General features: G+C 72.6%; 27 protein-coding genes. 6 read left to right on the top strand and 21 right to left on the bottom strand.

Going from position 1 to position 25,137, the window contains the following annotated elements:
• Window positions 1-40 precede the first annotated feature (40 nt).
• The 11 genes from AC156L_RS27340 to AC156L_RS27290 all read right to left on the bottom strand — a co-directional run bounded on the left by AC156L_RS27340 (window position 41) and on the right by AC156L_RS27290 (window position 11,523).
• Entirely contained in the window at window positions 41-751 is a 711-nt protein-coding gene (locus tag AC156L_RS27340; protein ID WP_330875251.1) for a TetR/AcrR family transcriptional regulator, read from the bottom strand.
• Entirely contained in the window at window positions 748-1,512 is a 765-nt protein-coding gene (locus tag AC156L_RS27335) for an ABC transporter ATP-binding protein (protein WP_330875250.1), read from the bottom strand. The genes AC156L_RS27340 and AC156L_RS27335 overlap by 4 nt, the downstream gene beginning before the upstream one ends.
• Window positions 1,512-2,591 carry a branched-chain amino acid ABC transporter permease gene (locus AC156L_RS27330; RefSeq protein WP_330875249.1) on the bottom strand — a complete coding sequence of 360 codons (1,080 nt, stop codon included), beginning with the start codon at window positions 2,589-2,591 and terminating at the stop codon, window positions 1,512-1,514. The genes AC156L_RS27335 and AC156L_RS27330 overlap by 1 nt, the downstream gene beginning before the upstream one ends.
• Window positions 2,588-3,496 carry a branched-chain amino acid ABC transporter permease gene (locus AC156L_RS27325; RefSeq protein ID WP_330875248.1) on the bottom strand — a complete coding sequence of 303 codons (909 nt, stop codon included), beginning with the start codon at window positions 3,494-3,496 and terminating at the stop codon, window positions 2,588-2,590. Before AC156L_RS27325 ends, AC156L_RS27330 begins: the two co-directional genes overlap by 4 nt.
• The gene (locus tag AC156L_RS27320; protein WP_330875247.1) at window positions 3,493-4,230 is read right to left on the bottom strand and encodes an ABC transporter ATP-binding protein; all 738 of its coding nucleotides are present in this window, start codon (window positions 4,228-4,230) and stop codon (window positions 3,493-3,495) included. Before AC156L_RS27320 ends, AC156L_RS27325 begins: the two co-directional genes overlap by 4 nt.
• Before the next feature lie 5 nt (window positions 4,231-4,235).
• A complete protein-coding gene (locus tag AC156L_RS27315) occupies window positions 4,236-5,561 on the bottom strand; it encodes an ABC transporter substrate-binding protein (protein ID WP_330875246.1) in 1,326 nt (441 codons plus the stop codon).
• 74 nt (window positions 5,562-5,635) lie between these two features.
• Entirely contained in the window at window positions 5,636-6,421 is a 786-nt protein-coding gene (locus AC156L_RS27310; RefSeq protein WP_330875245.1) for an enoyl-CoA hydratase/isomerase family protein, read from the bottom strand.
• Window positions 6,418-7,458, bottom strand: coding sequence for an acyl-CoA dehydrogenase family protein (locus tag AC156L_RS27305; RefSeq protein WP_330875244.1), 1,041 nt, complete (start codon window positions 7,456-7,458; stop codon window positions 6,418-6,420). The genes AC156L_RS27310 and AC156L_RS27305 overlap by 4 nt, the downstream gene beginning before the upstream one ends.
• The gene (locus AC156L_RS27300; protein WP_330875243.1) at window positions 7,455-8,606 is read right to left on the bottom strand and encodes an acyl-CoA dehydrogenase family protein; all 1,152 of its coding nucleotides are present in this window, start codon (window positions 8,604-8,606) and stop codon (window positions 7,455-7,457) included. Before AC156L_RS27300 ends, AC156L_RS27305 begins: the two co-directional genes overlap by 4 nt.
• Complete coding sequence (locus AC156L_RS27295) at window positions 8,603-9,364, bottom strand: enoyl-CoA hydratase/isomerase family protein (RefSeq protein WP_330875242.1); 762 nt, start codon at window positions 9,362-9,364, stop codon at window positions 8,603-8,605. The genes AC156L_RS27300 and AC156L_RS27295 overlap by 4 nt, the downstream gene beginning before the upstream one ends.
• Window positions 9,361-11,523: an acetate--CoA ligase family protein gene (locus AC156L_RS27290; protein ID WP_330875241.1), complete on the bottom strand. Its 2,163-nt coding sequence runs from the start codon at window positions 11,521-11,523 to the stop codon at window positions 9,361-9,363. The genes AC156L_RS27295 and AC156L_RS27290 overlap by 4 nt, the downstream gene beginning before the upstream one ends.
• 108 nt (window positions 11,524-11,631) lie before the next feature.
• On the opposite strand from AC156L_RS27290, the gene AC156L_RS27285 reads away from it, so the two are divergent.
• On the top strand, window positions 11,632-12,507 hold the full coding sequence (locus tag AC156L_RS27285; RefSeq protein WP_330875240.1) for an LLM class F420-dependent oxidoreductase: 876 nt from the start codon (window positions 11,632-11,634) through the stop codon (window positions 12,505-12,507).
• Window positions 12,508-12,523: 16 nt separating this feature from the next.
• Entirely contained in the window at window positions 12,524-13,489 is a 966-nt protein-coding gene (locus AC156L_RS27280) for a phosphotriesterase family protein (protein WP_330875239.1), read from the top strand.
• On the opposite strand, the gene AC156L_RS27275 is transcribed toward AC156L_RS27280, so the two are convergent.
• Both AC156L_RS27275 and AC156L_RS27270 read right to left on the bottom strand, forming a co-directional pair.
• The gene (locus AC156L_RS27275) at window positions 13,476-13,889 is read right to left on the bottom strand and encodes a hypothetical protein (RefSeq protein WP_330875238.1); all 414 of its coding nucleotides are present in this window, start codon (window positions 13,887-13,889) and stop codon (window positions 13,476-13,478) included. The genes AC156L_RS27280 and AC156L_RS27275 overlap by 14 nt on opposite strands.
• Before the next feature lie 87 nt (window positions 13,890-13,976).
• On the bottom strand, window positions 13,977-14,540 hold the full coding sequence (locus tag AC156L_RS27270) for a TetR/AcrR family transcriptional regulator (RefSeq protein WP_330875237.1): 564 nt from the start codon (window positions 14,538-14,540) through the stop codon (window positions 13,977-13,979).
• Window positions 14,541-14,631: 91 nt separating this feature from the next.
• On the opposite strand from AC156L_RS27270, the gene AC156L_RS27265 reads away from it, so the two are divergent.
• Window positions 14,632-15,396 carry an alpha/beta fold hydrolase gene (locus AC156L_RS27265; protein WP_330875236.1) on the top strand — a complete coding sequence of 255 codons (765 nt, stop codon included), beginning with the start codon at window positions 14,632-14,634 and terminating at the stop codon, window positions 15,394-15,396.
• Window positions 15,397-15,439: 43 nt separating this feature from the next.
• On the opposite strand, the gene AC156L_RS27260 is transcribed toward AC156L_RS27265, so the two are convergent.
• A complete protein-coding gene (locus AC156L_RS27260) occupies window positions 15,440-15,970 on the bottom strand; it encodes an RICIN domain-containing protein (RefSeq protein WP_330875235.1) in 531 nt (176 codons plus the stop codon).
• 142 nt (window positions 15,971-16,112) lie between these two features.
• Between AC156L_RS27260 and AC156L_RS27255 the strand changes: the two genes are divergently transcribed.
• The gene (locus tag AC156L_RS27255) at window positions 16,113-16,898 is read left to right on the top strand and encodes a response regulator transcription factor (RefSeq protein ID WP_330875234.1); all 786 of its coding nucleotides are present in this window, start codon (window positions 16,113-16,115) and stop codon (window positions 16,896-16,898) included.
• On the opposite strand, the gene AC156L_RS27250 is transcribed toward AC156L_RS27255, so the two are convergent.
• From AC156L_RS27250 to AC156L_RS27230, 5 genes are all read right to left on the bottom strand, one after another.
• On the bottom strand, window positions 16,862-17,917 hold the full coding sequence (locus AC156L_RS27250) for an ABC transporter ATP-binding protein (protein WP_330875233.1): 1,056 nt from the start codon (window positions 17,915-17,917) through the stop codon (window positions 16,862-16,864). The genes AC156L_RS27255 and AC156L_RS27250 overlap by 37 nt on opposite strands.
• Entirely contained in the window at window positions 17,917-18,738 is an 822-nt protein-coding gene (locus AC156L_RS27245) for a carbohydrate ABC transporter permease (RefSeq protein WP_330875232.1), read from the bottom strand. The genes AC156L_RS27250 and AC156L_RS27245 overlap by 1 nt, the downstream gene beginning before the upstream one ends.
• A complete protein-coding gene (locus AC156L_RS27240) occupies window positions 18,735-19,649 on the bottom strand; it encodes a carbohydrate ABC transporter permease (RefSeq protein WP_330875231.1) in 915 nt (304 codons plus the stop codon). The genes AC156L_RS27245 and AC156L_RS27240 overlap by 4 nt, the downstream gene beginning before the upstream one ends.
• A complete protein-coding gene (locus AC156L_RS27235) occupies window positions 19,636-21,030 on the bottom strand; it encodes an extracellular solute-binding protein (RefSeq protein ID WP_330875230.1) in 1,395 nt (464 codons plus the stop codon). The genes AC156L_RS27240 and AC156L_RS27235 overlap by 14 nt, the downstream gene beginning before the upstream one ends.
• Before the next feature lie 139 nt (window positions 21,031-21,169).
• Window positions 21,170-21,685 (bottom strand): hypothetical protein, encoded by a 516-nt coding sequence (locus AC156L_RS27230; RefSeq protein WP_330875229.1) that lies wholly within the window; start codon window positions 21,683-21,685, stop codon window positions 21,170-21,172.
• A 120-nt stretch (window positions 21,686-21,805) separates the two neighbouring features.
• Here AC156L_RS27230 and AC156L_RS27225 point away from each other — a divergent pair, with 120 nt between their 5' ends.
• Window positions 21,806-22,990: a hypothetical protein gene (locus AC156L_RS27225; protein ID WP_330875228.1), complete on the top strand. Its 1,185-nt coding sequence runs from the start codon at window positions 21,806-21,808 to the stop codon at window positions 22,988-22,990.
• 22 nt (window positions 22,991-23,012) lie between these two features.
• Here AC156L_RS27225 and AC156L_RS27220 read toward each other — a convergent pair whose 3' ends face one another.
• Window positions 23,013-23,405 carry a nuclear transport factor 2 family protein gene (locus AC156L_RS27220; RefSeq protein WP_330875227.1) on the bottom strand — a complete coding sequence of 131 codons (393 nt, stop codon included), beginning with the start codon at window positions 23,403-23,405 and terminating at the stop codon, window positions 23,013-23,015.
• Window positions 23,406-23,475: 70 nt separating this feature from the next.
• Between AC156L_RS27220 and AC156L_RS27215 the strand changes: the two genes are divergently transcribed.
• A complete protein-coding gene (locus tag AC156L_RS27215) occupies window positions 23,476-24,048 on the top strand; it encodes a PadR family transcriptional regulator (protein ID WP_330875226.1) in 573 nt (190 codons plus the stop codon).
• Window positions 24,049-24,100: 52 nt separating this feature from the next.
• Here the strand turns inward: AC156L_RS27215 and AC156L_RS27210 are convergent, their stop codons facing one another.
• Window positions 24,101-25,099, bottom strand: coding sequence for an ADP-ribosylglycohydrolase family protein (locus AC156L_RS27210; RefSeq protein ID WP_330875225.1), 999 nt, complete (start codon window positions 25,097-25,099; stop codon window positions 24,101-24,103).
• Window positions 25,100-25,137: the final 38 nt, after the last annotated feature.

The raw sequence follows: 25,137 nt of genomic DNA, 5'->3' as shown, positions 1-25,137 counted from the left end.
TCCTTTCCGCGACGGTCGTGGGTGCGTGCGGTGCCCGTGGTCAGGACCCCGCGGCGGGCTTCAGGCCGATCCCGGACGCCCACAGGGTGGTCAAGGTCTGGATGACCTCTTCCTCCTCGTAGTCCTCGCCGAGGACCAGCCACACGTAGCAGAAGTTGCTCACCATCGAGGTGATCGCCTCGGCCACGCAGCGCGGTGACAGGGTCGGGTCGACCCTGCCCTCGTTCTGGAGGCGGCGGATGCCCTTCTCCGACCGGTTCCGGAAGATCTGCCGGATGTTGCGGCGCATCTCGCGGAACCGGGGGCTGATCGTCGCGACCTGCTCCAGGATGGCCAGCAGGCCCGCGTTCTCCTGGTAGGCCCTGACGTAGGCGCGCGTCACGAGTTCGAAGCGCTCCAACGGGTCCCGCGACGATCCGGTGGGCACGGACGCCGCGACGTACAGCCCCTCGTTCACCTTGCGGATGACCGCGGTGAAGATGGCTTCCTTCGAGTCGAAGTAGGTGTAGAACGAGCCGCTGGACATCCGCGCCAGCGCCGTGATGTCGGTGATCTTCGCGTCCAGGAAGCCGTCGCGCACGAAGATCTCCTTCGCCGCCTCCAGGAGCCGTTCCTGGGTGCGGAACCCGCGCTCGGTCCTCGGGACGAGGATGCCCGCGCTCCAGTCCTCCTCGGACGCGGGCGGCGGCGCCGCGGCGTCGCCCCGTTCGACCGGGTCCTCCGTGGACGAACCACCCGTGGCTGAACTCACTGCTGCCCCTTCGCCGGATCCTCGGCGGGGACGCGAACGTCGTCGCGCTCCGAGGCAGGGGTACCGAGGTACGCCTCGACGACCTCCGCGTTGCGGCTCACGTCCCCGAGTGAGCCACTCGCGATCACCTGGCCCTGGTTCAGCACGACCACGTGGTCAGCCAGTGCCTCGACGGCCTGCATGACGTGCTCGATCATAACGATCGCCACCCCCTGCTCCCGGCACGTGCCGACCTGCCTGATCACCAGGTCGACCTCGTGCGGGGTGAGGCCCGCCATGACCTCGTCCAGGAGCAGGACCTTGGGCCGCGACACCATGGCCCGCGCGAAGTCGACCAGCCGCGTGAGCGCCGTCGGGATGCTGCCGAGCTGCTGGTCGCGGTACTCCCACAGCTCGAACCGCTCCAGCTCGGCGCGGGCCAGCGCGTTGGCCCGCCGGTAGCCGCGGGCCTGCCGGTAGGCCGCGACCGCGACCGATTCGAACACGTTGAGCGCGCCGACGTTGCCCGAGATCTGGAAGGTGCGGGTGATGCCCTTGGCGAAGGCCGTCGCCGACGGCACGCCGGTCACGTCCTCACCGTCGAGGTGGACCGCGCCCCCGTCCGGTCGCAGCACGCCGCCGATGATGTTGACCAGCGTCGACTTGCCCGCGCCGTTCGGGCCGATCAGGGCGGTGATGGACGCGGACGCGGCGGTGAAGGTCACGTCGTGCAGCACGTGGAGGCCGCCGAAGCTCTTGGCGACGTTCGCGACGGTCAGCATCAGCCCACCCTCCCGTCGACCAGTTCGCCGACCGGTTCGGCCGCGACGGGCGCGACCGGTTTCCGCCCGGTGCCGAACACGCGCCGCACCCCGGCTTCCCAGAGCGGCATGATCCCGCCCGTTCCGAAGCGCAGCAGCAGGATCACCACCACGGCGTAGGCGATCTGCGTGTAGCTGCTGACGTTGGCCGAGGAGACGGCGAACGAGCGGAGGAACTCCTCCAGCACCGCGATGCCGATGCCCGCGACGATCGGACCGGCCAGCGTGCCCGCTCCCCCGATGATCGAGCCGACCATCATGGCCACGCCGATCTCGACGGTGAGCACGGACTCGTAGCTGACGATCTGCACGTACTGCGCGATGAGCGTCCCGGCGATCGAGGTGAGCCCCATGCTCAGCGCCATCGCCAGCGCCTGGTTGCGGACGACCCTGACGCCCATGCTCGCGGCGATCACCGGGTCCTCCCGGATGAACGGCAGCGACCGGCCGAAGTGGGTGAACCTCATCAGCGCGGCGGTCCCGATCGTGATCACGACGAGGAAGCCCAGCGTCGTGTAGTAGAAGCCGCTCGGGTCGATGTACCACATCAGGTGCGCGAAACCCTCCTCGCTGCCCGAGTAGGAGATCCCGTTGGTGTCACCCAGGAAGCTCCACGACGCGGCGACGCCCGCGGCGGCCAGGCTCAGCGCGAGCGTGCCCAGCGCCAGGAAGAACGCGTTCACCCCGAAGCGGCTCATCAGCAGGCTGATGAGGAAGCCGACGACGGCCGAGATGACGACGCCGACCACCAGCGCGATCCACGCGTTGACCTCGTGGCGCCAGGTCAGGACGGCGACGGAGAACGCGCCCGTGCCGAACGCGACGATGTGCGACAGGGAGAGCTGGCCGACGTAGCCGCCCGCGATGTTCCAGGTGAAGTTGCGCAGCGCGTAGAGCAGCGCGACGAACCCCACGCCCACCATGGGCGGCGGCACCAGGAACGGGTAGACCAGCGCGAAGGCCAGCGCGAGCGTGACGACGACGGCGTTGACCCTCCTCAGTGGAGTGTCGAGGTACCGCAGCGGATTCCCCAGCGTCATCCCACACCCACCTTCGTCAAGGACTTCGGCGGCTTGATCCGCGAAGTCGCCCGCACCACGAGGCCCTGCGGCCTGATCAGGATCACCAGGAAGAACAGCGCGTAGACGAGCGCCGTCGCGAAGGTCCCCGGCGCGTAGAGGCTCCCGAGCGCCTCGGCGAGGCCGAGCAGGACGCCCGCCGCGACCGTCCCCCACAGCGAGCCCGCGCCGCCGATGACCACGACGATGAACGCCTTGATGGTCAGTTCGAGGCCCAGGGCGGGCGACACCGGCTGGATCGGCAGCAGCAGGCCGCCCGCGACGGCCGCGAGCCCGCAGCCGAGCGCGAAGGTGAGCCGGTAGACGCGGCGGACGTTGATGCCCACGTGGATCGCGCCGTTGAGGCTCTCCGAGCAGCCGCGGATGATCGTGCCGATCCTGGTGCGGTAGACCAGGAACGACACGGCGAGCACGAGCACGAGGCTCAGCACGCCCGCGGCCATCCTCGGCGCGCTGATCGTCACGCCGGAGGAGGTGAAGGCCTCGAACGGGTAGGGGTTGGGGATCGTCTCGAACGGTTCGGGGTGCAGGACCTGGAACAGGTACTGGATGGCGATCCCCAGGCTCAGGGTGATCACCAGCTGGCTGTGCCCGCCCTTGGCCAGCCCGGACTCCAGCAGGAGCCGCTGCACCAGGTACCCGACGAGCGCGCCGCCGAGCGCCGCGGCGACGACCGCCCCGAGGAACGGGAAGAACCCCTTCGGCTCCAGGGAGAGCACGCCGTACATCCCGATGAGCACGAAGTAGCCGTGGGCGAAGTTCACCACCCGCATGACCGTGAACACCAGGTACAGGCCGATGCCGATCAACGAGTAGATCAGGCCTTGCAGCAGTCCGGTGGACGCGAGTTGGAGCACCGTGCTCACGTGGCCACCACCCCTCCGGTCGCGGCGCTGCCGAGGTAACCGCGCCGCATCAGCTCGGAGTCGGCCAGCTCGTCGGTCGGGCCCTCGCCCGCGATGACCCCGTTCTCCAGGACGTAGGCCCTGGAGGCGAGGGCGAACGCCTGGTGCACGTTCTGCTCGACCAGCAGCACCGTCGTCCCGCGTTCGTTGATCCGCGCGATGGTGCGCATGATCGAGGTGACCACCAGGGGCGCGAGCCCCAGCGAGGGTTCGTCGAACACCAGCATCCTCGGTCGCGACATCAGTCCCCGGCCGATGGCCAACATGCTCCGCTCCCCTCCGCTGAGCGTTCCGGCGAGCTGTTCGGAGCGCTCGGCCAGGCGCGGGAACAGCTCGTAGATCTCGGCCAGCCCGGCGTCGGCCGCCGTGCGGTCACCCGCCGCGACGGCTCCGAGCCGCAGGTTCTCCTCGACGGTCATGCCCGCGAACAGGTCCCGGTTCTGCGGGACCACGACCAGGCCGCGGCGGACGCGGTCCCACGGGCGGACGCCGAGCAGCGACGTCCCCAGGAACGACAGGGTCTTCGCCCTGGTGGGCAGCAGTCCCAGCACGCCCTCGATGAGGGACGTCTTGCCCGCGCCGTTGGACCCGACGAGGCAGACGCACTCCCCCTCGCGGACCACCAGGTCGACCTGGTGCAGCACCTCGGAGCGGCCCCGCCTGACGGTGAGGCCCTCGATCTCCAACGTGGTCATGGCGCTCACTTGCTTCCGGGGCGCGGGTAGACCATCTTGGCGGTGGCGACGTTCTCCGGGTACACGGGGATGAACTCGCCGCCCTGCAACTGCGTGACGATGCCCTCGGCCTTGGTGTTCAGGCCCTTCTCGTCGAACTTCACGCCGTGGCCGATGATGTACATGCCGTTCTTGTCACCGCCCAGCCCGTCGAAGTCCACCTCGCGCAGCGCCTGGGCGATCTTCTCGGAGTCGTCGGCCGTGCCCGCGATCGTGATGGCCTCGGCCGCGACGGCGAGCGCCGAGTAGTAGCAGGCGCCGATGCCGTCGGGCTTCTGGCCGTCGTAGGCCGCCACGTAGTCGTCGTAGAACTTCTGCGGCGAGAACTTGGAGCCCTCCTTGCCCTTCAGCTTCTCCGTCCAGTAGCTGCCCGCCAGGTCGTTCTCGGCGATGTCGCCCGCGGACTCGACGAACTTGGTGTTGGTGTTGCCGCCGAGCACGCCGACCGTCGCGCGCGGGACGAACCCGGACGCCTTGAGGGCGGGGTAGAACTGGAACGCGCCCTGCGGGTTGCCGCCGAAGATCAGCACGTCCGGGTTGGCCGCCTGCACCTTGCTCACCAGCGGCGCGTAGTCGCTCGTGGACGCCTCGTCGTAGGAGATCGTGTCCAGGAGGCGGACGTCGGGGAACTCCTCCTTCAGGGTGCGCTCCCAGGCGGTCTTGGCCTCCGGGAAGGCGCCGAGGCTCGCGTGGACGATCAGCGCGGTTCTGACGGGACTGCCCGCGGCCTTCGCGCCCGCCACGACGGCGCGCACCGACGCGGCGGCCCAGCCCTTCTCGGCGAGCATGGTGGGTTCGAGCTTGAACGCGTACTTGCGGCCGTCGCCGATGATCGACGCGGCGGCCTCCATCGGCACCAGCAGCGGCACCTTGATCTGGTCGGCCGTCGTCGCGGCCACGACGGTGGGCGGGCTCGCGGACGCGCCGAGCATGATCCGGCAGCCGTCCTGCACGAGCTGCTTCATCAGCGCGGGCACGGCGTCCGGCTTGGACTGGTTGTCGACGGCCTTGATGACGACCTGGCGGCCGAGGATCCCGCCGAGCCCGTTGAGGTCCTTCGCGGCCAGCTGGAGCGCGTTGAGGGTCTGGGTGCCGTAGGCGGCCGTGGCGCCGGTCAGCGAGGCGACGTACCCGATGGTGATCGGGTTGTCGCCGCCGCTGCCGCCGGACGCGGCACCGCCGTCACCGCAGGCGGCGAGCAGTCCGGTGGCGCCCAGCGCGCCCGCGCCGATCAGGAAGCGGCGCCTGGACGCCTGGATGTCGAGCAGCCCGTCGAAGTTGTTGCCGGCCATCGTTCGTACCTCTCGCCAGTGGGAGGCGCGTCGCGCCCGAGGAGTGGTCCTGCTGTCGTGCGTGCGAAACCGGGTCAACGCCCCGTCCACCGCGGTTTTCGCTTCTCGACGAACGCCGCGGCCCCCTCAAGCCGATCGGCGCTCGTGTACGGGCTCGGGCCGGGGTCGAGGCGGAGCGCGGTCGAGATGGGCAGCGTCGAGCCCACCCGCACCATCGCCTTGTACCGGCGCAGGGTGATCGGGGCGCGCTCCACGAGCTGCGCCGCGATCACGCGGGCCCGCTCCGCCAGCTCCTCCCGCGGGGCCAGCCAGTTGACCAGCCCGACCCGGTGGGCTTCGACGGCCTCCAGCGGCTCGCCCAGGTACAGCACCTGGAACGCGATCCCCATCGGCACCAGCCTCGGCAGCATCTGGCTGCCGAAGTTCGCCCCCAGTCCCACCTTCGACTCCGGCAGCATCAGCCGCGCGTCGTCGGCGGCGAGGCGCAGGTCGCACGCCATCGCCAGTTCCAGGCCGCCTCCGACGACCCAGCCGTGCAGCACCGCGAGCGTCGGTTTCCCGCACTCCAGCACCGTTTCGTACAGGTTGCGCCCCGGCCCGCTCATCGGCAGGTAGGCCGCCGCGCCCGCGCGGTCGTGGCCGTTCATCTGCTTCAGGTCGGCGCCCGCGCTGAACGCGCGGTCGCCGTTCGCGGTCAGGACCACGACCCGGACGGCGTCGTCGCGGTCCAGGTCCGCGAACACCTCGACCAGGTCCCGTTGCAGCTCGGTGCTCAGCGCGTTCAGGTGGTCGGGGCGGTTGAGCGTCACGGTCGCCACGGAGTCGGTGACGTCGAGCAGCAGCGGCGGTGGCGTGCTCATCGGTCCTCCCCCGCGCCCACGCTCGCGCTGAGCCGCGGCCAGAGCCCGGCGCCGCCGTCCGCGACCACGCCCCGGCCCAGCAGCGCGGCCCACTCGCGGGTCGTGCCGAACTCGTCCTGCCACGCCCACAGCCGCGTGGTGAACCACGGGAGCGCGTGCTCGTCGGTGACGCCGATGGCCCCGTGCACCTGGTGCGCCCTCTTGGTCACGACCGCGGCGGCGCAGCCCGCCGTGTTCTTGGCCGCCGCCACCGCGAACACCTCCTGCTCCGGCGCGGCGGCCACGGCCAGGCGCACCGCCATCCCGGCGCACAGCGTCTCCTCGGCGATGGCGACCAGGTGCTGCTGCACCGCCTGGAACGAGGAGATCGGCTTGCCGAACTGCTCGCGCTCCCCGGCGTAGGCCAGGGACAGCTCCAGCGCGGACTCCATCGCCCCCGCCATCGCGGCGGCGCGCAGCACCGCTCCCCGCGCCCGCAGCGCGTCCGTCCCGATCGGACTGTCCGCCACGGCCGACGCGGCGGCTCCGTCGAACTCCAGCGCGTCGCGCGGCTCGCCGCCGAGGTTCGCGCCGGGCCTGACCCGCTGGGGCGTGGGCAGGACGACGAGCGTCCCCCCGTCGACCAGCGCGACGACGTGGTCGCCGTCTCGACCCCACGGGACGCGGTGCAGCGTCCCGGTGGCGGTCCAGCCGTCGCCGTCGCGGACCACCCGCAGGTCGTCGTCGGGGTGGCCGACCGCGCAGGTCGTGATGCCGTCGGGCTGCTCGACCCCCGCCTCCGCCACGAGCCAGGCCGCGAGCCCCGCCGTCTCCACCAGCGGCACCGGCGCGGCCGCCCGGCCGACGGCCCTCGCCAGCACGACGAGTTCGGCCGGTCCCGCGCCGTCGCCGCCCAGCGTCGTCAGCCCCGCCCTCTCCAGCACGGTCCACAGCTCGCGCGGGAACCCGCGTCCGGCGGCGAGCCGCGCGGACCGGTCGCAGTGCTTGGCGAAGATCGCGCGCAGGGTCCCGTCCAGCAGTTCCAGTTCGTCGGTCACACCGCTCGCCGCCTCTCGCGCAGGAGGTGCTTGGCCGCGACGGACCGCAGCACCTCGTTGGTACCGCCGCGCAGGGTGAACGTCGGCGCGGTGATCGTCGCGTCGGCCAGCAGCCTGCTGAACAGGTCGCCGTCCGGGTCCTGCTCGCCGCCGGTGAGGTCGCGGACGACGTCGAGCACGTCCTGCTCGAACGACGTGCCGAGGTCCTTGACCAGGGTCGCCTCGACCACCGGCACCTCGCCCCCGTCGAGCGACCTGGCGATCGACAGGGACATGTTGCGCAGCACCCAGTACCGGGCGGCGAGCGCGCCGAGCCGCAGCTCCGCCTCCGGGCCCGCCGCCTCCCGGAAGTCCAGGAAGTACCGCAGCACCGGGAACGTCGTCAGGAACCGGTCCGGACCGGAGCGCTCGTAGGCCAGCTCGGAGGTGACCTGGTGCCACCCGGACCCGATCTCGCCGAGCACCATGTGGTCGGGCACGAACACGTCGGAGAACAGCACCTCGTTGAAGTGGTGGTGGCCGTTGAGCAGGTTGATCGGCGACACGGTCACGCCGTCGGAGGACAGGTCGACGATGAGCTGGCTCAGGCCCGCGTGCTTGCGGCCCTCCTGCGGGGACGTGCGGCACAGGGTCATCACGTAGTCGGAGTAGTGCGCGCCGGACGTCCAGACCTTCCGGCCGTTGAGCAGCCAGCCGCCGTCGGTGCGGGTGGCCCTGGTGCGCACCGACGCGAGGTCCGACCCGCTGTCGGGCTCGCTCATGCCGAGGCAGAAGAACGCCTCGCCCCGGACGATGCGGGGCAGGAACTCGCGCTTGAGGCGCTCGCTGCCGAAGGTCAGGATGACCGGTGCGGTCTGCCGGTCGGCGACCCAGTGCGCCCCGACCGGGGCGCCCGCCGCGAGCAGCTCCTCCACGACGAGGAAGCGCTCGGTCGCGGACCGGCCCGGCCCGCCGTACTCCTCGGGCACGACCATGCCGACCCAGCCCCGCGCGGCCAGCCTGCGGCTGAACTCCGCGTCGGCGGCGGCGTTGATGCCCAGCTCGGGCAGGTAGGTGCCGCTCGGGAACTCCTCCGCCACGAACCCGCGCACCCGCGTGCGCAGGGCTTCCTCGTCCTCGGTCAGGCCCGACGGCCGGAAGTCGATCATCGGCCCTCCTCGACGTCGCCCCGGAGCCGCCGGGCCTGGGTCCAGATCTGCACACCGCGTTCGACCTCGATGGCCGTGGACCACGGCAGCGGCGACGGGTCGGCCTCCGCGCGGAAGGACTTCGCCACCCGCCGGGCCAGCACGGGATCACCGGCGACCCGGCCCGCCAGTTCCAGCGCCCGCGCCTCGACCCGGTCGTCCGCGACCGCCTCCCACGCGAGTCCCAGGTGGACGGCCCTCGTTCCCGACACCTCCTCGCTGAACAAGCCCATCGCCGCGGCGGCCTCCCGGCCCGCCACGCGGGAGGAGATCGTGAAGAACCCGCCACCGGGGTGGATGCCCGCCTTGAGGAAGCCCGCGATGAGCCGGGCGTCCTCCGCGACGATCCTCAGGTCGGTGGCCAGCGCCAGGTTCAGGCCCGCGCCGACCGCCGCGCCGCGCACGGCGGAGATGGTGGGCACCCTGATCTGGCCGACCCGGTAGAACGCCCCGTAGACGTCGTCGGTCTCGGCGTAGGCGCTGTCGCTCATGGGGTCCGCGTAGGTCCCGCTCCACGAGCGGGTGTCCGCGCCGGAGCAGAACGTGCCGCCGTCACCCCGGACGACCACGGCGCCGATGGTGGGGTCGGCGTCGATCCGGTCGCAGAACTCGGTGAGCTGGTGCGACATCGTCAGCGTGAGCGCGTTCCTGATGGACGGGTTGCTGATCGTGAGGACGGCGATCCCGTTCTCGACGTCCAAGCGGGTCTCGGGTGTCATGCGGTCGTCTCCTCAAGAGGACCTAGGCGGAGCAGGAAGTCCAGCGCGACGGCCCGCCGTCCGGCGTCGACCAGGCGCAGGGGGTTGACCTCCAGTTCGACCAGCCGGTCGCCGACCAGCACGGCGAGCCTGCTGAGCGTCGCGATGGCCTCGGCGGCGGCGGCCAGGTCGTGCCCCGGCTGCCCGCGGAACCCGGTGAGCAGCGGCGCCGACCTCAGTTCGAGCAGCATCTCCCCGGCCGTCCGCGCGTCGACGGGGGCGAGCCTGGTCGTGGTGTCGCGGTACAGCTCCGTGGTGACGCCGCCCGTGCCGACGGTGAGCAGCGGGGGGAAGCCGGGCTCGGTGTTGGTGATCCCGACGAGCAGCTCGGGCCCGTCCGCCACCTGTTCCTGCACGAGCACCTCGGTCGCGCCCTCGGCGGCGAAGCGGACCACGAGCTCGTCGTAGACCGCCGCCGCCTCGTCGACGCCGACCCCGAGGCGCACGCCCCCGCGTTCGGTCTTGTGCACGACCTCGGACGACTGGATCTTCAGCACCAGCGGCCCGCCCAGCTCGCGCGCCGCCCCGGCCGCCCGCTCCGCCGACCCGACCAGCCGTTCACCGGGCCGGTCGACCCCCAGCGCGGCCAGCACCTCGGCGCCCGCGTGCTCGGTGACCACCCCGCCGCGCAGTCCGCCGAGGACGTCCGCGACGGTCGTGTCGGACGTGGTCACCCGGCTGGAGGACCGGGACGGCGGCGGCACGGTGGTGGCCAGGGCGCGCAGCACGCCGACGCCGACGCGCGGCGAGTCGAACACCGGTTTCCCCGCGGCCCGCAGGATCTCCCGCGCCTCGGCGGTCTGCTGCCGGGCGGCGAGCCACACGACGACGACCGGCTTGGTCGCGCGGGCCCACAGCTCGCACAGCCCGCGGGCCATCGACGTCGCCAGGTCGCCGGTGACCATGGTCAGGACGACCAGGACCGAGTCGACGGTGGGGTCGGCGAGCACCTCGTCGCAGACCGCGATGAAGCCGTCGGTCTCGTTCGCCTTGAACATCTGCGCGGTCACGTCGACCGGGTTCGACACGGCGCCGAAGTCCGGGACGACCTCGGAGAGCCTGCGCCGCACCGGTTCGGTGAGGTCGTCGACGGACATCCCGTGCGCCTCGGCCTGGTCGGCGGCCAGGCTGCCCGCGCCGCCGGAGGTCGTGATGATGCCGATCCTGCCGCCGCCGGAGCGGGGCAGCACGCTCAGTGCGTGGGCCGTGGCGATGAAGTCCTCGACGTCGTCGGCCTGCACCACACCGCGTTCGCGGCACATCGCGGTGAACGCCGCGTGGTCGCCGATGATCGCGCCGGTGTGCGAGGTGGCCGCCCTGGCCCCGGACCGCGACAGCGCGGACCGCAGCACCAGGACCGACTTGCCCAGCTCGGCCGCCCGCGCGGTGAGCCGGTCGAACTCGGCACCGGGCACCGGGCTTTCGAGGTACATCGTGATGACCTCGATCCTCGGGTCCTCCACCAGGAAGTTCGCGATCTCCGCCGCTCCGAGGTCGGCCTGGTTGCCGGTGCTGGCCCAGGTGCCGATCCGCAGGCCGCGCTCCCTGGCCAGGCTGAAGATGGAACCGCCGACCGCGCCGCTCTGGCCGACGTAGGCGATGTTGCCCGGCTCGGGCACGCCCAGTTCGAGCGCCGCGGTGAACGACGCGACCACGTGGTCGTGGACCGCGACGAGCCCCTGGCAGTTGGGGCCGAGCAGGCGGACGCCGTGCAGGCGGGCCAGGCGGACGAGTTCGTCCTGGAGCGCCTGGCCGTCCGGCCCGGTCTCGGCGAAGCCGGAGGCGAACACGACCGCCGCCCGCGCGCCCGCCGCGGCCACGGCGGGCAGCAGGCGCACGACCTCGGAGGCGGACACCAGCATCAGGACCAGGTCGACCGGCCCCGGCAGCTCCTCCAGCGAGGGGTAGCAGGTGAGGCCGCCGAGGGTCTCGTAGCCGGGGTTGACCGGGTAGACCTCGCCCGCGAACCCGTGCTCGACGAGGTAGGTCAGCGGACGGGCGAAGGGGTTGCCGACCCGGCCGGACGCGCCGAGGACGGCGATGGCGCGAGGCCGGAACATCGCCGAGAGCTCGGCGTTCGCGGGTGCGGCAGGCGGGGCGAGGGCTACGGCGTCGGACACCTGGCGGCTCCCGTTCTCACTGGCTGGGGTGTTGCGAGCATGTAACTTGAACCTGAATTCAGTGTCAAGTAGTGTTCTGGAACACACAAGATCAAGGAGTCGCCGGGCATGAGATTCGGACTGACCCACGGGAACACCGGCCGCTACGCGGACCCGGAGGCGGCCGTCGAGGTCGCGGTGGCGGCGGAGGCCAGCGGGTTCGACTCGCTGTGGACCATCGAGCACGTCGTGCTGCCGACCGAGTACGAGCCGCTCTACCCCGAGACGGCCGACGGCCGGATCCCCTTCGCCCCCGACCACCCGATCGCCGATCCCCTGGTCTGGATGGCGTTCGTCGCGGCCCGCACGACCACGATCAAGCTCGGCACCGCCGTGCTGGTCCTCCCCCAGCGCAACGCGCTGATCACGGCGAAGGAGGTGGCGACGCTCGACCGGCTCTCCGGCGGGCGGACGCTGCTCGGCGTGGGCGCGGGGTGGCTGCGCGAGGAGTTCGACGCGCTGCGCGTCGGGTTCGACGACCGCGGACCGCGGATGAACGACACGATCGGCGCGATGCGCGCCCTCTGGTCGGGCGAGCCCGCCGACTTCAGCAGCGGCTCGGTCGACTTCCGCGGCGTGGTCAGCTCGCCGCGCCCGCACGGGGCGTCGGTGCCGATCCACGTCGGCGGCTTCACCGTCCCCGCCGCCGTTCGCGCGGGCAGGCTGGGCGACGGGTTCTTCCCCGGCGGCTACGACCGCGAGCGCCTCGGCGTGCTGATCAGGAGGTGCCGCGCGGAGGCGGTCGCGCACGGCCGCGACCCCGACGCCGTCGAGATCACCAGCCGGTGGACCAAGAACCGCGACGACCTGGCGAACCTCGACGTCCTGCGCGAACTGGCGGACCTGGGCGTGGACCGCGTGACCGTGTCGACGCTGCTCTTCGACCACGAGCACGTCGCCGACGAGCTGGCCCGCTTCCAGGACACCGTGATCGCGAAGTTCTAGCCCCCAGGAGAATCCGATGCCTTCGGTCGAATCCGTCCTCGGCCCCATCGACGCCGACGACCTAGGTCAGACCCTCATGCACGAGCACGTGTTCGTCCTCGACCAGGAGATCGAGTCGAACTACCCCGGCCGCTGGGACACCGAGGAGCGGATGGCCGACGCCCGCCAGAAGCTCCAGGACGTCGCCTCGCGCGGCGTGCGGACGATCGTCGACCTCACCGTCCTGGGACTGGGGCGCGACGTCTCCCGCGTCGTCGAGGTGGCCGAGCAGGTGGACGTGCAGATCCTCGCCGCCACCGGCCTGTACACCTACGACGACGTGCCCATGTTCTTCCGGTTCCGCGGGCCGGGGAAGCTGGTCGACGGTCCGGAGCTGCTCACCGAGTTCTTCATCCGCGACATCACGCGGGGCATCGGGGACACCGGAGTCAAGGCCGCGATCCTCAAGTGCGCCACCGACCGCGCCGGCGTGACCGAGGGCGTGGACCGGGTCCTGCGCGCGGTCGCCCGCACGCACCTGGAGACCGGCGTGCCGATCTCGACCCACACCCACGCCCTGACCGAGCGCGGGCTGGAGCAGCAGGCGATCTTCCGCGAGGAGGGCGTGGACCTGGAGCGCGTGGTGATCGGCCACTCCGGCGACACCACGGACCTGGTGTACCTGCGCAAGCTGATGGACGCCGGGTCCTACATCGGCATGGACCGCTTCGGCCTCGACCTGATGCTGCCGTTCGCCGACCGCGTCGCGACGGTCGCCGCCCTGTGCGCGGAGGGCTACGCCGAGCGCATGGTCCTGTCGCACGACGCGGCCTGCTTCACCCACAACTTCGACGTGGACGTGAAGAGGGAACTGCTGCCCCGCTGGCGCTTCACGCACCTGCACGACGAGGTGATCCCGGCGCTGCTCGACCTGGGCACGACCAGGGGGCAGATCGACCAGATGCTCGTCGACAACCCCCGCCGCATCCTCAGCGCGCGCTGACGGCGGCGGGGCGCCAGCTCTCCCAGCCCCGGCACAGCACGTAGGCCGCGGTGGTCGCCACCACGAGGGAGAGGTCGACGACGAAGGTCGTCGGCGCGTCGGGCAGGTCCAGCGCCGCGACCGCGAACACGGTGATCGCGGTCTTCTGGAGGAGCACGAGCTCCCACACGCCCGGCTGCCTGCGCGGGCCCGCGGCGAGCAGCACCCACAGCCCGGCGAAGACGAGGTAGGCGAACGTCCGCCACGCCTCGGTGAGGACGCGGTCGTCGGACACCTCCGTCATGATCACGACGCCGTTCGCGAAGGCGCCGAGGGTCGCGACGGCGCAGAGGGCGAGCAGCGCGCGTCCGATCCGGTCCCCGGTGGAGATCGGGCGGTCGACGACGGCTCCGACGGTCATGGCGGTCCTCCCCGTGGTGAGCGCGGGGTTCCTCCTCGCGCGGCACCGACGATCCCGCGCGGGCGCGTCCCGTCGCGTCGGCGAGAACTACGTAGACCGGCCGGGCAGCCCGAGTCCCGCGAGGACCAGGTCCAGGTAGCGCTCGGTGACCGCGGCCTGGTCGTCGCCGGACGCGGCGATGGCGTGCTGGAGCCCGCACAGCAGCTTCAGCAGGTCCTCGCCGGTCAGGGCCGACCGGACGACGCCCGCCGCGCGGCCCCGGTCGAGGAGGCGGGACACCGCCAGCGCGAGTTCCACCTTGGTCCCCGAGGTGCCGGTCACCGCGTCGTCGACGGCGACGAGGACGCTGACCAGGCCGGGTTCGCGCACGGCGTGCAGGAGCGAGGCGCGGAAGAACCCGGCGAGGCCCTCCGCGACGTCCTCGACCTCCGCCGCGGCCGTCGCGCGGTCGACCATCGCGCGGAGGCCGTCCTCCACCACGGCCTCCAGCATCGCCTGGTGCGTCGGGAAGAGCCGGTACACCGTGCCCACGCCGACACCGGCCCGGCGGGCGAGCTCGTTCAGCGTGATCCCCGTGTCGCCCGCGCCGACCGCACCGCGAGCCTCTTCAAGGATGCGCTCCTGGTTGCGCCGCGCGTCCGCTCGCACCACGTCCCCCTCCACCCGGCCACCGAAGTGGACAAGCTATCGACTTAGTCGCTACGGTCTAAGTGGATAGCTTATCAACTCGAAGGAGATCCCCGTGACCACGGTCTTCGTCCACGGCGTCCCGGAGACACCCGACCTCTGGGACGACGTCCGCGCGCACCTGCCCGGCGACACCGTGGCCCTGCGGCTGCCCGGTTTCGGCGGTCCGCGCCCGGAGGGCGTGCGCGACAAGGACGACCACGCCCGCTGGCTGGCCGACGCGCTGCGCGAGATCGACGGCCCGATCGACCTGGTCGGCCACGACTGGGGCGCCCACCTGGTGTACCGGGTCGTCACGGCGTTCGACGTCCCGCTGCGGAGCTGGGTCGCCGACGTCGCCCACGGCTGGCACCCGGACCACGAATGGCACGACGCGGCGAAGCTCTGGCAGACCCCGGCGGGCGAGGAGTCGCTAGCCGGCCTGCGCGAGGCCGTCCCCGGCAGCGGCCGCACGTTCGGCGACCTCCTGCGCCCGCGCGGCATGACCGCCCGCGTGGCCGCCGCCGTGGACGCCGCGCACGACGTCACGATGAGCCGGGCGATCCTCGACCTGTACCGCTCGGCGGTCCCGAACCTGCACGCGGACTGGGGCACGGGCCTCGACCGCCCCGCCCGCGTCCCCGGCCTGGTGCTGATCCCGGCGGGCGACCCGTTCGGCGGGGCGGAGCTGGACGTCGAGGTCGCGACCCGCCTCGGGGCCCGGTGGGTCGAGCTGGACGGGCTGACGCACTACTGGATGCTCCAGGACCCGGCACGGGTGGCCGCCGTGCTGCGCGGGTTCCACGAGTCGGTCGGAGCAGCGGCGGGCCTGCCAGGCTGAGGACGTGCCCCCGGCGGGGCTGCCACCGGGGGCACGTCGTCGATCACCGCTCAGGCATGATCAGCCACCTCTGGTTCCCACCGCCGTGGCACTCCCACTGGTGCGCCACCGATCCTTCACCCCCGTGCGCGATGTCGAGACACTTCGCACTGTGGCGAGGCTTGATCTCGTGGACCACGACCCCTGGCTTGGGGTTGAGCAGCCAGGTCTGGTGCTTCACGTTCGGCTGGCACGTGACACCGACGACGCGGGCCCCGTTGCTGAGCGAACCACCTCGGACCTCAAGGCACCTCCCGGTGGCCCCGTTGATGATCCGGTGGTAGCCGGTGGTCGGGTCGAGGACCAACCGCCACACCTGAGTGGGGCCGGTGTGGCACCCCCACTGGCTGACGTGCCCGTCCTGCGACCGTTCCTCCAGGCAGCGCCCACCCCACTCGAGAACCAGGTGGTAGTTGGCGTCCGGCGGGATCGGCGATCTGCTCGTGGTCGCGACACCCGGTGGAGCGGTGCCGACGAGCAGCGCCGCACCCGTCACGACCGCCACCGCGATCCTGCGCGCGAGTTCCGTGAACATGGAACCTCCCTGCTGTCAGACGAAGAGGAGGGAACAATCGTCAGCGGTGACAGGCTGTTGGACAAATACGCACAACCGCGTAGGGATGACGGCGTATCCTGCTGGTGACCACGGAGCCGACCCGCCGGGAAGGTGGCGTGTCGTGCAGAACCGACTGGAACACTGGCTCGACGTCGTCCGCGATCTGCTCGCGCAACCGCTGACCGAGATGCCGCACGTGACCCTGCTGGACGAACTGGTGCGCACCTTCGGTGGCGCAGCGGGTTCGTGGATCGACCGGCAGCCCGATGGACACGTCGAACACCACCTGTGGGAGTCGGGCATCACCGTGGACCAGGACACGCTCGCGTGGTTGCGGAACCGCTTGGACCAGCACCCGCTCCCCTGCTGGTTCGCGGCCACCGAGGACCTGACCGCGTACACGTTGGGCCGGGTTCCGCGGTCGCTGCGCGACCCCAGGTTCGAAACGTGGAACGAAGTGCTCGGCGGGCTGGACTTGGAGCACCAGATGGCCATCCCGCTGAGCGTGCGGGGTGTGTGGCACCGTGCTTTCGTGATCGTCTTGTCCGGTTCGGACGCCACCGATGAGGACCTGCGGTTGGCTCGGCGGTTGCAGGCGCTGCTCATCGGCCTCGATCGGCAAGCACGAGCGCTGGCGCGGTGGATGCCGCGCACGCCGTCGCACGACGCGGCCCTCACGAACCAGGAGGTCGCGGTGCTGGGGTTCCTCGCTCAAGGTCTCACCGCCCGAGCAGTCGCGCGACGGCTGCTGATCTCACCCCGGACCGTCCAGAAGCACGTCGAGCACATTCACGCGAAGCTGCGTGTGACGAACCGCGTGTCGGCGGTGCTCAAGGCGCAAGCGCTCGGGGTGCTCACCCCACCACCCGGCTACGCCGTCGCGAGCAGCAGACCGTCCTCGCCGTAGAACAGCGACCGCCCCGGCGTCGGGGTCGCGCGCAGCTCGGCCCCGACCGCCGGTTCCTCCTGCTCCGGCACCACCAACCCCACCAGGGTCCCGTCGGCGCACTCCAGGGTCACCAGCGACGTCACCCCGAGGTTCTCCACGGTCGACACCCGGCCCGCGAAACCGTGCTCCGCGACCACCAGGTACTCCGGGCGGACGCCCACCACGACCGGCGTCCCGTCCGGCAGGTCGAGCGGGCTCGGGAGGAGGGTGCCCGCGACCTCGACGCGGTCGCCGCGGACGGTGCCGTCCACCAGGTTCATCGGGGTCGAGCCGATGAAGTTCGCGACGAACGTGTCGGCCGGGCGTTGGAAGACCTCGCGCGGGGTGCCGAGCTGGCGGACGCGGCCGGACTCCATGACGGCCACGCGGTCGGCCAGCGCGAGCGCCTCGGCCTGGTCGTGCGTCACGAAGACCGTGGTGAGCGCCAGTTCCCGTTGCAGGCGCTTGAGGAACGTCCTCGCCTCCAGGCGCAGGCGGGCGTCCAGGTTGGACAGCGGCTCGTCCAGCAGCAGGACGTCGGTCTCCAGCGCGACCGCCCTGGCCAGCGCGGTGCGCTGCTGCTGGCCGCCGGAGAGCTGGCCCGGCCTGCGGTCGAGCAGGCCGGACAGGCTCAGGCCCTCGGCCGTCCGCTCGGCGACCAGCCGCTGCTCCGCCCTCGGAGCCCGGCGCACCCGCAGCGGGTAGGCGATGTTCTCCGCCACGGTCATGTGCGGGAACAGCGCGTAGTCCTGGAACACCATCGAGACGCCGCGCGCGCCGGGCTGTTCGCGCGTGACGTCGCGCCCGCCGATGAGGACCTTCCCGTCGGTCGCGGGCTCCAGGCCCGCGATGGTGCGCAGCAGCGTGGTCTTGCCGCACCCGGACGGGCCGAGCAGGGCGAACAGCTCGCCGTCGACCACGCCCAGGTCCAGGTCGTCCACGGCGCGGACCCCGTTGGGGTACACGGTGGACAGTCCGGCGATCTCGATGCCCGCCATCAGCTCTTGATGCCTCCGTGGAATCGGAACCCGTAGCGCGTGCTGACGAACAGGTAGAGCACGACCACCGGGATCGAGTACAGCAGCGAGAACACCGGGATCACGGACAGGTTGGCGCTGCCGCCCTCGTCCTGCAACGTGCGCAGCAGCACGGCGGCCGGCTGCTTGCCGACGTCGCGCAGCAGCAGGAACGGCAGCAGGAAGTTGCCCCACGCGTTGACGAACGACCACACCAGGATCGTCGCGACACCGGGCCGGGCGACCGGCAGGACGACGTGGCCGAGCACCTGGCGGGGCGAGGCGCCGAACACCCGCGCGGACTCCTCGTAGGAGCGCGGCACGGAGTCGACGAAGTCCTTGAGGATGAAGATCGCGGCGGGCAGCATCCCGCCCGCGATCACCAGCGCCGTGCCGAACCGGGAGTCGATCAGGCCGAGCTGGAGCACCATCACGAAGATCGGGACCATGGCCGCGGTGCCCGTCACGACGCTGGACAGCAGCAGCAGCAGGTACAGCAGCGCGTCGCGGCCCGGAATCCGCACGCGCGACAGCGAGTACGCCGCCAGCGCGGCGAAGACCGTCGTCACGACCGTCGCGACGACGCACAGCACCAGCGAGTTGACCAGCGACGTGAGGGCGTGCGGGTGGCGGAGGGTGGTCGCCACGTTGGCGAGCGTCCAGTCCGGCCACCGCAGGCCCAGCCCTGGGTCCGCGTCGAACGGGGCCGAGGCCAGCCACAGCATCGGCACGGCGAAGAACGCGAGCACGACGCCGATCAGCGTGCAGAAGCCGATCCGCCGCACCACCCACGCGGGCGTCACGACCGCCTCCGCAGCAGCCTCAGGTACACCAGCGCGACCAGCAGGTTGCCCACGAGCAGCAGCAGCGACACGGCGGACGCGTACCCGAGGCGCCCGCTCTCCAGCGCCTGCCGGTAGATCAGCACCGGCAGCACCTCCGACTCGTGGTTGGGGCCGCCCGCGGTGAGCAGGAACGGCGTGAAGTCGTTGGCGGTCCACAGGCTGATGAGCAGCGTGTTGGTCAGCACGTGCCCGCGGACGTGCGGGAACACCACGTCGCGGACGGTCTGCCAGCCGCTCGCGCCCGCCAGCCGCGCGGTCTCGACCTGCGACGGCGGCACGGCGGCCAGCGCGGAGGTGTACAGCAGCAGGGAGAACGCCGTGCCGCGCCACACGTTGAACACGATGAGGCTGGCCATCGGGTACCGCACGAGCCACGCGGTCGTCGGGTCGCCCAGCAGCAGGCCGAGCGTGCCGCCGTCCCTGCTGAGCACGGCGAACCACAGGTAGGCGACGACCGGCCCCGGCAGGATCCACGCCAGCAGCACCAGTCCCTCGGTGGTGCGCCGCAGCCACGGCCGCACCCGGCTCAGCAGCCACGCCAGCGAGAAACCGAGGACGTTCTGGCCGACCACGGCCGATCCCAGCACGAACAGCGCCGTCAGCCACACCGAGTTCGCGAACAGGGCGTCGTCGAGGGCGGCGGCGAAGTTGTCCAGGCCCACCACGCTCGGCGCCGCGGCCGACGGCCCGGTGAGCTGGTAGTCGGTGATCCCGATGTACAGGGTCCACAGCGCGGGGAAGACCAGGAAGACGCCGATCAGCAGCAGCGCGGGCGCGACGAACCCGATCGCCCGCGCGACCCCGAGGCCCGCGACGTCCCTGGCGCCCGCCGACCCCCACCGCCGCGCCGGGGCGTCAACCGACGGCAACGGACGCCTCGCCGACGGCCTTCACCACGGCGTCCTGGTAGGCCTCGGCCGCCTCGTCCGGGCTCTTGCCCGCCACGACGTCGGCGGTCGCCTGCTGGAGCGCCGCCGACACCTCGGGGTAGTCCGCGAGGCCGGGCCGGTACCGGGTGATCGGCAGCACCCGGTCGGCCACGAAGCCGAGCACCGGGTCGCCCGCGAGGACCTCGTCGTTGACGTCCTCGCGCTGGGTGATCTGGGCGGTGCCCGCCAGCGACGACTTCACCGCCTCGGCGGAGTTGAGGAACCGGAGGAACTCCCATGCCTGCCGGGGGTAGCGCGAGTTCGGGTTGACCACGCGCACGCCGCCGCCGGACGTGCTGACGAAGTCCTGCCCGCCGACCCCCGCTCCGGGCACCCGCGCGGGCACGAGCGCCCAGCCCACGGCCGTGTCGCGGTCGGCCATCGCGGCCACGCCGGTGCGGGGTTCCACGACGGAGCGCCAGAAGTAGTCGCTCTCCAGCAGGATGCCGATCCGGTTCTCGGCGAACAGCGCGAACGAGCGGTCGCGCCCGTTCGCCTCCTGCTGGAGCACCGGATCGCCGAGCCCGTCGCGGTAGATCCGCTGGTACAGCCCGAGGACGTCCTTCACGCCGGACGTCGCGCCCTGCCACTTCCCGTTGTCGTGGACGGGTGTCCCGGTGCCCACCAGCATGGGCAGCACGCCCTGCATCGTGGTCGCCTCGCCCATCGCGGTGCCCGCGTTGAGCTGGATCGGCGTGACACCGGGGAGCTTCTTCAGCTCCGCCGCGGCGGCCAGCATCTCGTCCCAGCTCCTGGGCTGCCAATCGGCGGGCAGGCCCGCCGCCGCGAACAGCTTCTTGTTGTAGAACAGGACCCTGCCGTCGGTGCCCATCGGCACGCCGTAGCGCCTGCCCTCGAACTCGCCGAGGCCCTGCACGGCCTTCGGGATCTGCCGCCAGCCGTCCCACGCGTCGACGTCCGCCGCGCCCACGAGGTCGTCGAGCGGCCTGATCTGGCCCGCCTGCGCGAACTCGCCGAGCCAGATGCCGTCCAGTTCGACGACGTCACCGCCGCCGCCGGTCTTGAAGTCCAGCGCCACCTTGGTCTTGTAGGCCTCGTCGGCGGTGCCGCTCTGCTCGAACCGCACGGTCGCGGTGACGCCCTTGGCCTTCTGCTGCTCGGTGAACCGGGGGATGACCCAGTTCGTGATCCAGTCCGCGCCGCGCGCGTTCTTCCCGCCCGACACCGCGTTCGCGACGATCGTCAGCGTCACCTCCTTGGCGTCGGCGTTGCGCGCCGGGTCCTCGTTCCCGGTCCGGCCGAGGCACCCGGCCAGCACACCGCTCACCGCCAGCAGCACGAACGCCGTTGTCCGCCGCATCGCGTGATCCCCCGCCCACAGGTTCCGCCGGTACGTCACCTTCCAACTTGGCACCCGGTCCGCCCAGCCGCAGCGCCCTATCGGGGGATTCCCCGCGGCCGGTCGTGCCTCCGCGCGGGTGGGAGGTGGACCGGCGGGGTCACCCGGCGGAGGCCGCCGCGCGGCGCACCGGGGCGAGCAGGACCAGCGCGGTCCTCAACCCGGTCAGGGGTTCCCCGTCCTCGGAGCCGAGCCGGGACGCCAGAGCGCCCGCCCCGCCGTGCAGCGGGAGGGCCTCGTCGCCCTTGACCTCGCGGAGGAAGGTGCGCAGGTCGGCGTCCACGGCCGAGGTCCCACCGCCGCCGCGGTGCGCCCAGGCCAGCCGGAAGCCGTCCGCGTCCCCGGTGTGCTCGCGGGCGAGGCCGTGCAGCTCGGCCGCGTGCCTGCCCGGCTGGTCGTCGGTGGCCTCCAGCTCGCGGTCGCGCGACCCCCAGGCCGTGGCGAGCAGCACCGCGGACCGCGCGTCGGGCCTGGCCCCGGTCCACGCCGCGAGCAGTTCCCCGTCGGCGGCGGCCCGAGCCACGTCGCAGCCGTGCTCGTCCAGCGCGACGGCCAGCTCCAGGCTGACGTCCGCGACCTGGCCGAAGACCTCCAGCAGTTCCTCGCCCTCGTCCACGTGCTCCCCTTCCGCCTCGGTGGTGGCACCACCCTGGCCGCGTGAGCCCCGTGCGCCACGGCAACACGCCGACGGGCGCGCGGTTCCCGCGTCGGCGGGCGGCGAGGGGATGATGCTCCGGTGAGCCTGACCAGCCAGCTCGACGGTGGAGCGCTCGGAACCTGGTTCGCGGGCCGCTTCCCCGGCACCGAGCGCCTGGCCCGGTCGATCACGACCGCCGCGCGGCGGATCGAGCCGGTGCGGCCCGCCGGGCCGGTCGAGCCGGATCACCGGACCGAGGTGGCGGGGGCGTTCCGCGCCCGGCTCGCGCTGCTGGTCGACGGTGCTCCCCCGTACCGCGCCCTGCACGGTCTCGTGCGCGCCGGCCTGGTGTCGCGCGAGTGGGCCGACCGGACCGCGGCGGCGTTCCCGTCGCACCGGGGTCTGGACCGCGACCGCGCCGCGCGCGGGCTGGAGCTGCGCCCCGCTCCCGGCGGGTGGGTCGACCTGGCCGGGCAGGAGGGCGGACGGCCGCCGACCCGGCACGAGCCCGTGCTCGCGGAGTTCTTCGGCCGCCTGGTCGGCTACCTCGACGGGCACGCCCGCGCGGGCGTCCTGGGGACGCCCAACGTGGAGGCCGGGTTCGCGCGGATGTGCGCCCTGCTCGCCGCCTGGGGCTCGGCCGACCTCCCCGAGCGGCTCCTCGCGCTGCACGCGCGCGAGGACTACTCGGTCGACGACCTGTGGGACCTGCCCGCCGAGGCGGTGGTCGTCGAACTCGTCGAGCTGGCCGAGCGGCTCCGCGTGCACGAGAGCGATCCGCGCGAACGGCCGCTGGAGCTGTGGCGGCGCTGGGGCCGCGACTACGCCGAACCCGCCGGGCCCGCGGCGCTCAGGCGGGCCACCACCGGGCCGCTGGACGACGGGCTGCCCGCGGGCGTGTGGGGCGTGTCCGCTCCGGTGCTGGTCCCCCGCTGGGCCGAGGCGGACCTGCTCGTCGGGTCGCGGCTGCTGGACGTGGAGGCCGTCGCGGACGTCGACGAGCCCGAGCGGGTGGCGCGCTGGCTGTGGCGGCTCGCGGCCTACACGTGGCTCGACACCACCGACCGCTACCGCGTTCGCGTGGTCGGCCTCTACCTGGCCCGGCACGGTCTGCACGTCACGTGGGACGCCACCACGTTCACGCAGGCGCTCCTGGACTCGCCCAGGGGCGTCGACTCCGCCCGCCGGGAGTTCCTGCGGATCGTCCGGGGGACGATCACCGCCGAGGGCGCGCGGCCACCGCACGGCGGCCGGAAGGTGCCGATCCCCTGGCGGGGCCGGTGATCCCGGCGCGGCGACGGCGCGGTCAGCCGCCCGAGGCCTCGCGGGTGATCCGCTCGAACTGGGCGGCCATCGCCTCGGACAGCGCGTGCGCGGCGGTGAGCGGGCGGACCATGACCACGAGGTCGTCGATCAGCCCGTCGTCGTCCAGGTGCAGGAAGTCGCAGCCGTTGACCTCCCGGCCGCCGACGCGGGCGGTGAAGACCAGCGCGTGGTCCCGGCCGTCCGGCTCGCCGATCTCCCGCACGTAGCGGAAGTCCTCCAGCACCCGGAAGACCCCGCGCAGGATCGCGGCGACGAGCGGCTTGCCGGGGTACGGCGCGAACGCCACCGGGCTGGTGAACACGACGTCGTCGGCCAGCAGCGCCTCGACGGCGTCGAGGTCGCCCGCCTCGACCGCCTTGCGGAAGGGGTGCACCGCTACCTCCATAGACAACTTGTTGACTAGTAACTTCGAACATTAGTCAGCATGCTGTTAGGTTGTCCAGATGGCTCTGCGCTACGCGGTCCTGGCCGCACTCCTGGAGGGCGAGGCGTCCGGCTACGACATGGCCAAGCGCTTCGACGCCTCCGTGGCGAACTTCTGGACGACGACCCCGCAGCAGCTCTACCGCGAACTCGACCGGATGGAGGTCGAGGGCGTGATCGCGGCGCGGGTCGTCCAGCAGGAGCGCAGGCCGAACAAGCGCCTGTTCACCCTCACCGGGGCCGGGGAGCGGGAGCTGCTCGCGTTCTCCACCGAGCCCGCGAAGCCGGCCGCGCTCCGGGACGACCTGCTGATCAAGGTCCAGGCCGTGGACGCGGGCGACGCGCGGGCCGTCGCGGCGGCGGTCCAGGAGCGCCTGGAGTGGTCCCGCGCCAAGCTCGCCCGCTACGACCGGCTCCGGGCCCGGCTGCTGGACGGCCGCACCGAGGAGGAGTTCCTGGCCGGGTCCGACCGGATCGGCCCCTACCTCACCCTCATGGGCGGCCGGGCGGTCGAGCAGGCGACCACCGGCTGGTGCGAGCGCACGCTCGCGATCCTCGCCCGCCGCGCCGCCCTGCCGACCGCGGACGCGTGACCCCCGCGGGGTGTCGATGTCCGGCCGTCCCGACGGGGCCGCCCGCCGACCCTCAGGCCCGCTCGTGCGCACCCCGGGTCAGCGCGGCCAGCTGGTCGGCGTACTCGATGCGGTCGACCCAGTCCGCGGGCCACGCCGCCAGCCCGTGCGCGGCACCGGTGAACGCCCCGGCCAGCGCGGCGATCGAGTCCGAGTCACCGCTGGTGCGCGCGGCCCGCACCAGGGACCGGACCGGGTCGTCGGCGTGGCGGAGGGCGCAGTAGAGGCCGGTCGCCAGCGCCTCCTCCGCGATCCAGCCCGCCCCGGTGGCCAGGCACGCGTCCTGGCCGTCGTCCGGCGCGGCCAGCGCGGCGACCACCCGCTGGACGGCCTCGGCGCACTCGTCCCAGCCGCGTGCGATGAAGTCGGCGGGCGTGGTCGCACCCGGCGCCTCCCACAGCGCGCCGAGCCAGTCGCCCTGGTACACCCGACGCCGGTCGGCGCAGCGCTGGAGCAGCGCGGCGGGCACGTCGGCCAGCGCGAGACCGTCGACCAGCAGCCGCGTCGCGTACGCGGTCAGCTCGGACGCGGCCAGCGCCGTGGGGTGGCCGTGGGTCATCGCGGCCTGGAGCTGAGACACCCCGGCGAGCACGTCGAGGTCGAGCCCCGGCAGCAGGCCGACCGGGGTCACCCTCATGTTGGCGCCGCACCCCTTGGACCCCGCGACGGTCGCCTCCACCCACGGCAGGCCCTCCGCGAGCCCGCCGCACGCGTGCAGGCACGTCGTGCCCGGCGCGCGGTCGTTCTCCGGGCTGTGCGCCCACGCCACGAACCGCTCCCGCAGGCGCGGTTCGAGGACCTCGGCGGTGTACCGGTCGACCCCGTGCAGCGCCCACGCGACCGCGAGCGCCATCTGGGTGTCGTCGGTGACCGTCGCCGGGTCGCCCTCCAGGTCGTCCGGCCCGGTGGGGCCGAACCTCCGGTCGATCTCGGCCACGGTGAGGAACTCCGTGGGCCTGCCGAGCGCGTCCCCGAAGGCCAGTCCGTACAACGATCCCGCGATCCGCTCCATGGCCCGCGACTCTACTTCGGACAGCCGCGGGCACGCGG

The sequence above is a fragment of the Umezawaea sp. genome (assembly GCF_057122925.1).
This window is presented reverse-complemented; position numbering and strand designations above follow the sequence as displayed.

Coding starts and splice junctions, on each gene's coding strand:
- AC156L_RS27335 (WP_330875250.1), bottom strand. CDS start 1,512: ATGCTGACCGTCGCGAACGTCGCCAAGAGCTTCGGCGGCCTCCACGTG.
- AC156L_RS27330 (WP_330875249.1), bottom strand. CDS start 2,591: ATGACGCTGGGGAATCCGCTGCGGTACCTCGACACTCCACTGAGGAGG.
- AC156L_RS27320 (WP_330875247.1), bottom strand. CDS start 4,230: ATGACCACGTTGGAGATCGAGGGCCTCACCGTCAGGCGGGGCCGCTCC.
- AC156L_RS27315 (WP_330875246.1), bottom strand. CDS start 5,561: ATGGCCGGCAACAACTTCGACGGGCTGCTCGACATCCAGGCGTCCAGG.
- AC156L_RS27310 (WP_330875245.1), bottom strand. CDS start 6,421: ATGAGCACGCCACCGCCGCTGCTGCTCGACGTCACCGACTCCGTGGCG.
- AC156L_RS27300 (WP_330875243.1), bottom strand. CDS start 8,606: ATGATCGACTTCCGGCCGTCGGGCCTGACCGAGGACGAGGAAGCCCTG.
- AC156L_RS27295 (WP_330875242.1), bottom strand. CDS start 9,364: ATGACACCCGAGACCCGCTTGGACGTCGAGAACGGGATCGCCGTCCTC.
- AC156L_RS27285 (WP_330875240.1), top strand. CDS start 11,632: ATGAGATTCGGACTGACCCACGGGAACACCGGCCGCTACGCGGACCCG.
- AC156L_RS27280 (WP_330875239.1), top strand. CDS start 12,524: ATGCCTTCGGTCGAATCCGTCCTCGGCCCCATCGACGCCGACGACCTA.
- AC156L_RS27275 (WP_330875238.1), bottom strand. CDS start 13,889: ATGACCGTCGGAGCCGTCGTCGACCGCCCGATCTCCACCGGGGACCGG.
- AC156L_RS27260 (WP_330875235.1), bottom strand. CDS start 15,970: ATGTTCACGGAACTCGCGCGCAGGATCGCGGTGGCGGTCGTGACGGGT.
- AC156L_RS27250 (WP_330875233.1), bottom strand. CDS start 17,917: ATGGCGGGCATCGAGATCGCCGGACTGTCCACCGTGTACCCCAACGGG.
- AC156L_RS27235 (WP_330875230.1), bottom strand. CDS start 21,030: ATGCGGCGGACAACGGCGTTCGTGCTGCTGGCGGTGAGCGGTGTGCTG.
- AC156L_RS27215 (WP_330875226.1), top strand. CDS start 23,476: ATGGCTCTGCGCTACGCGGTCCTGGCCGCACTCCTGGAGGGCGAGGCG.
- AC156L_RS27210 (WP_330875225.1), bottom strand. CDS start 25,099: ATGGAGCGGATCGCGGGATCGTTGTACGGACTGGCCTTCGGGGACGCG.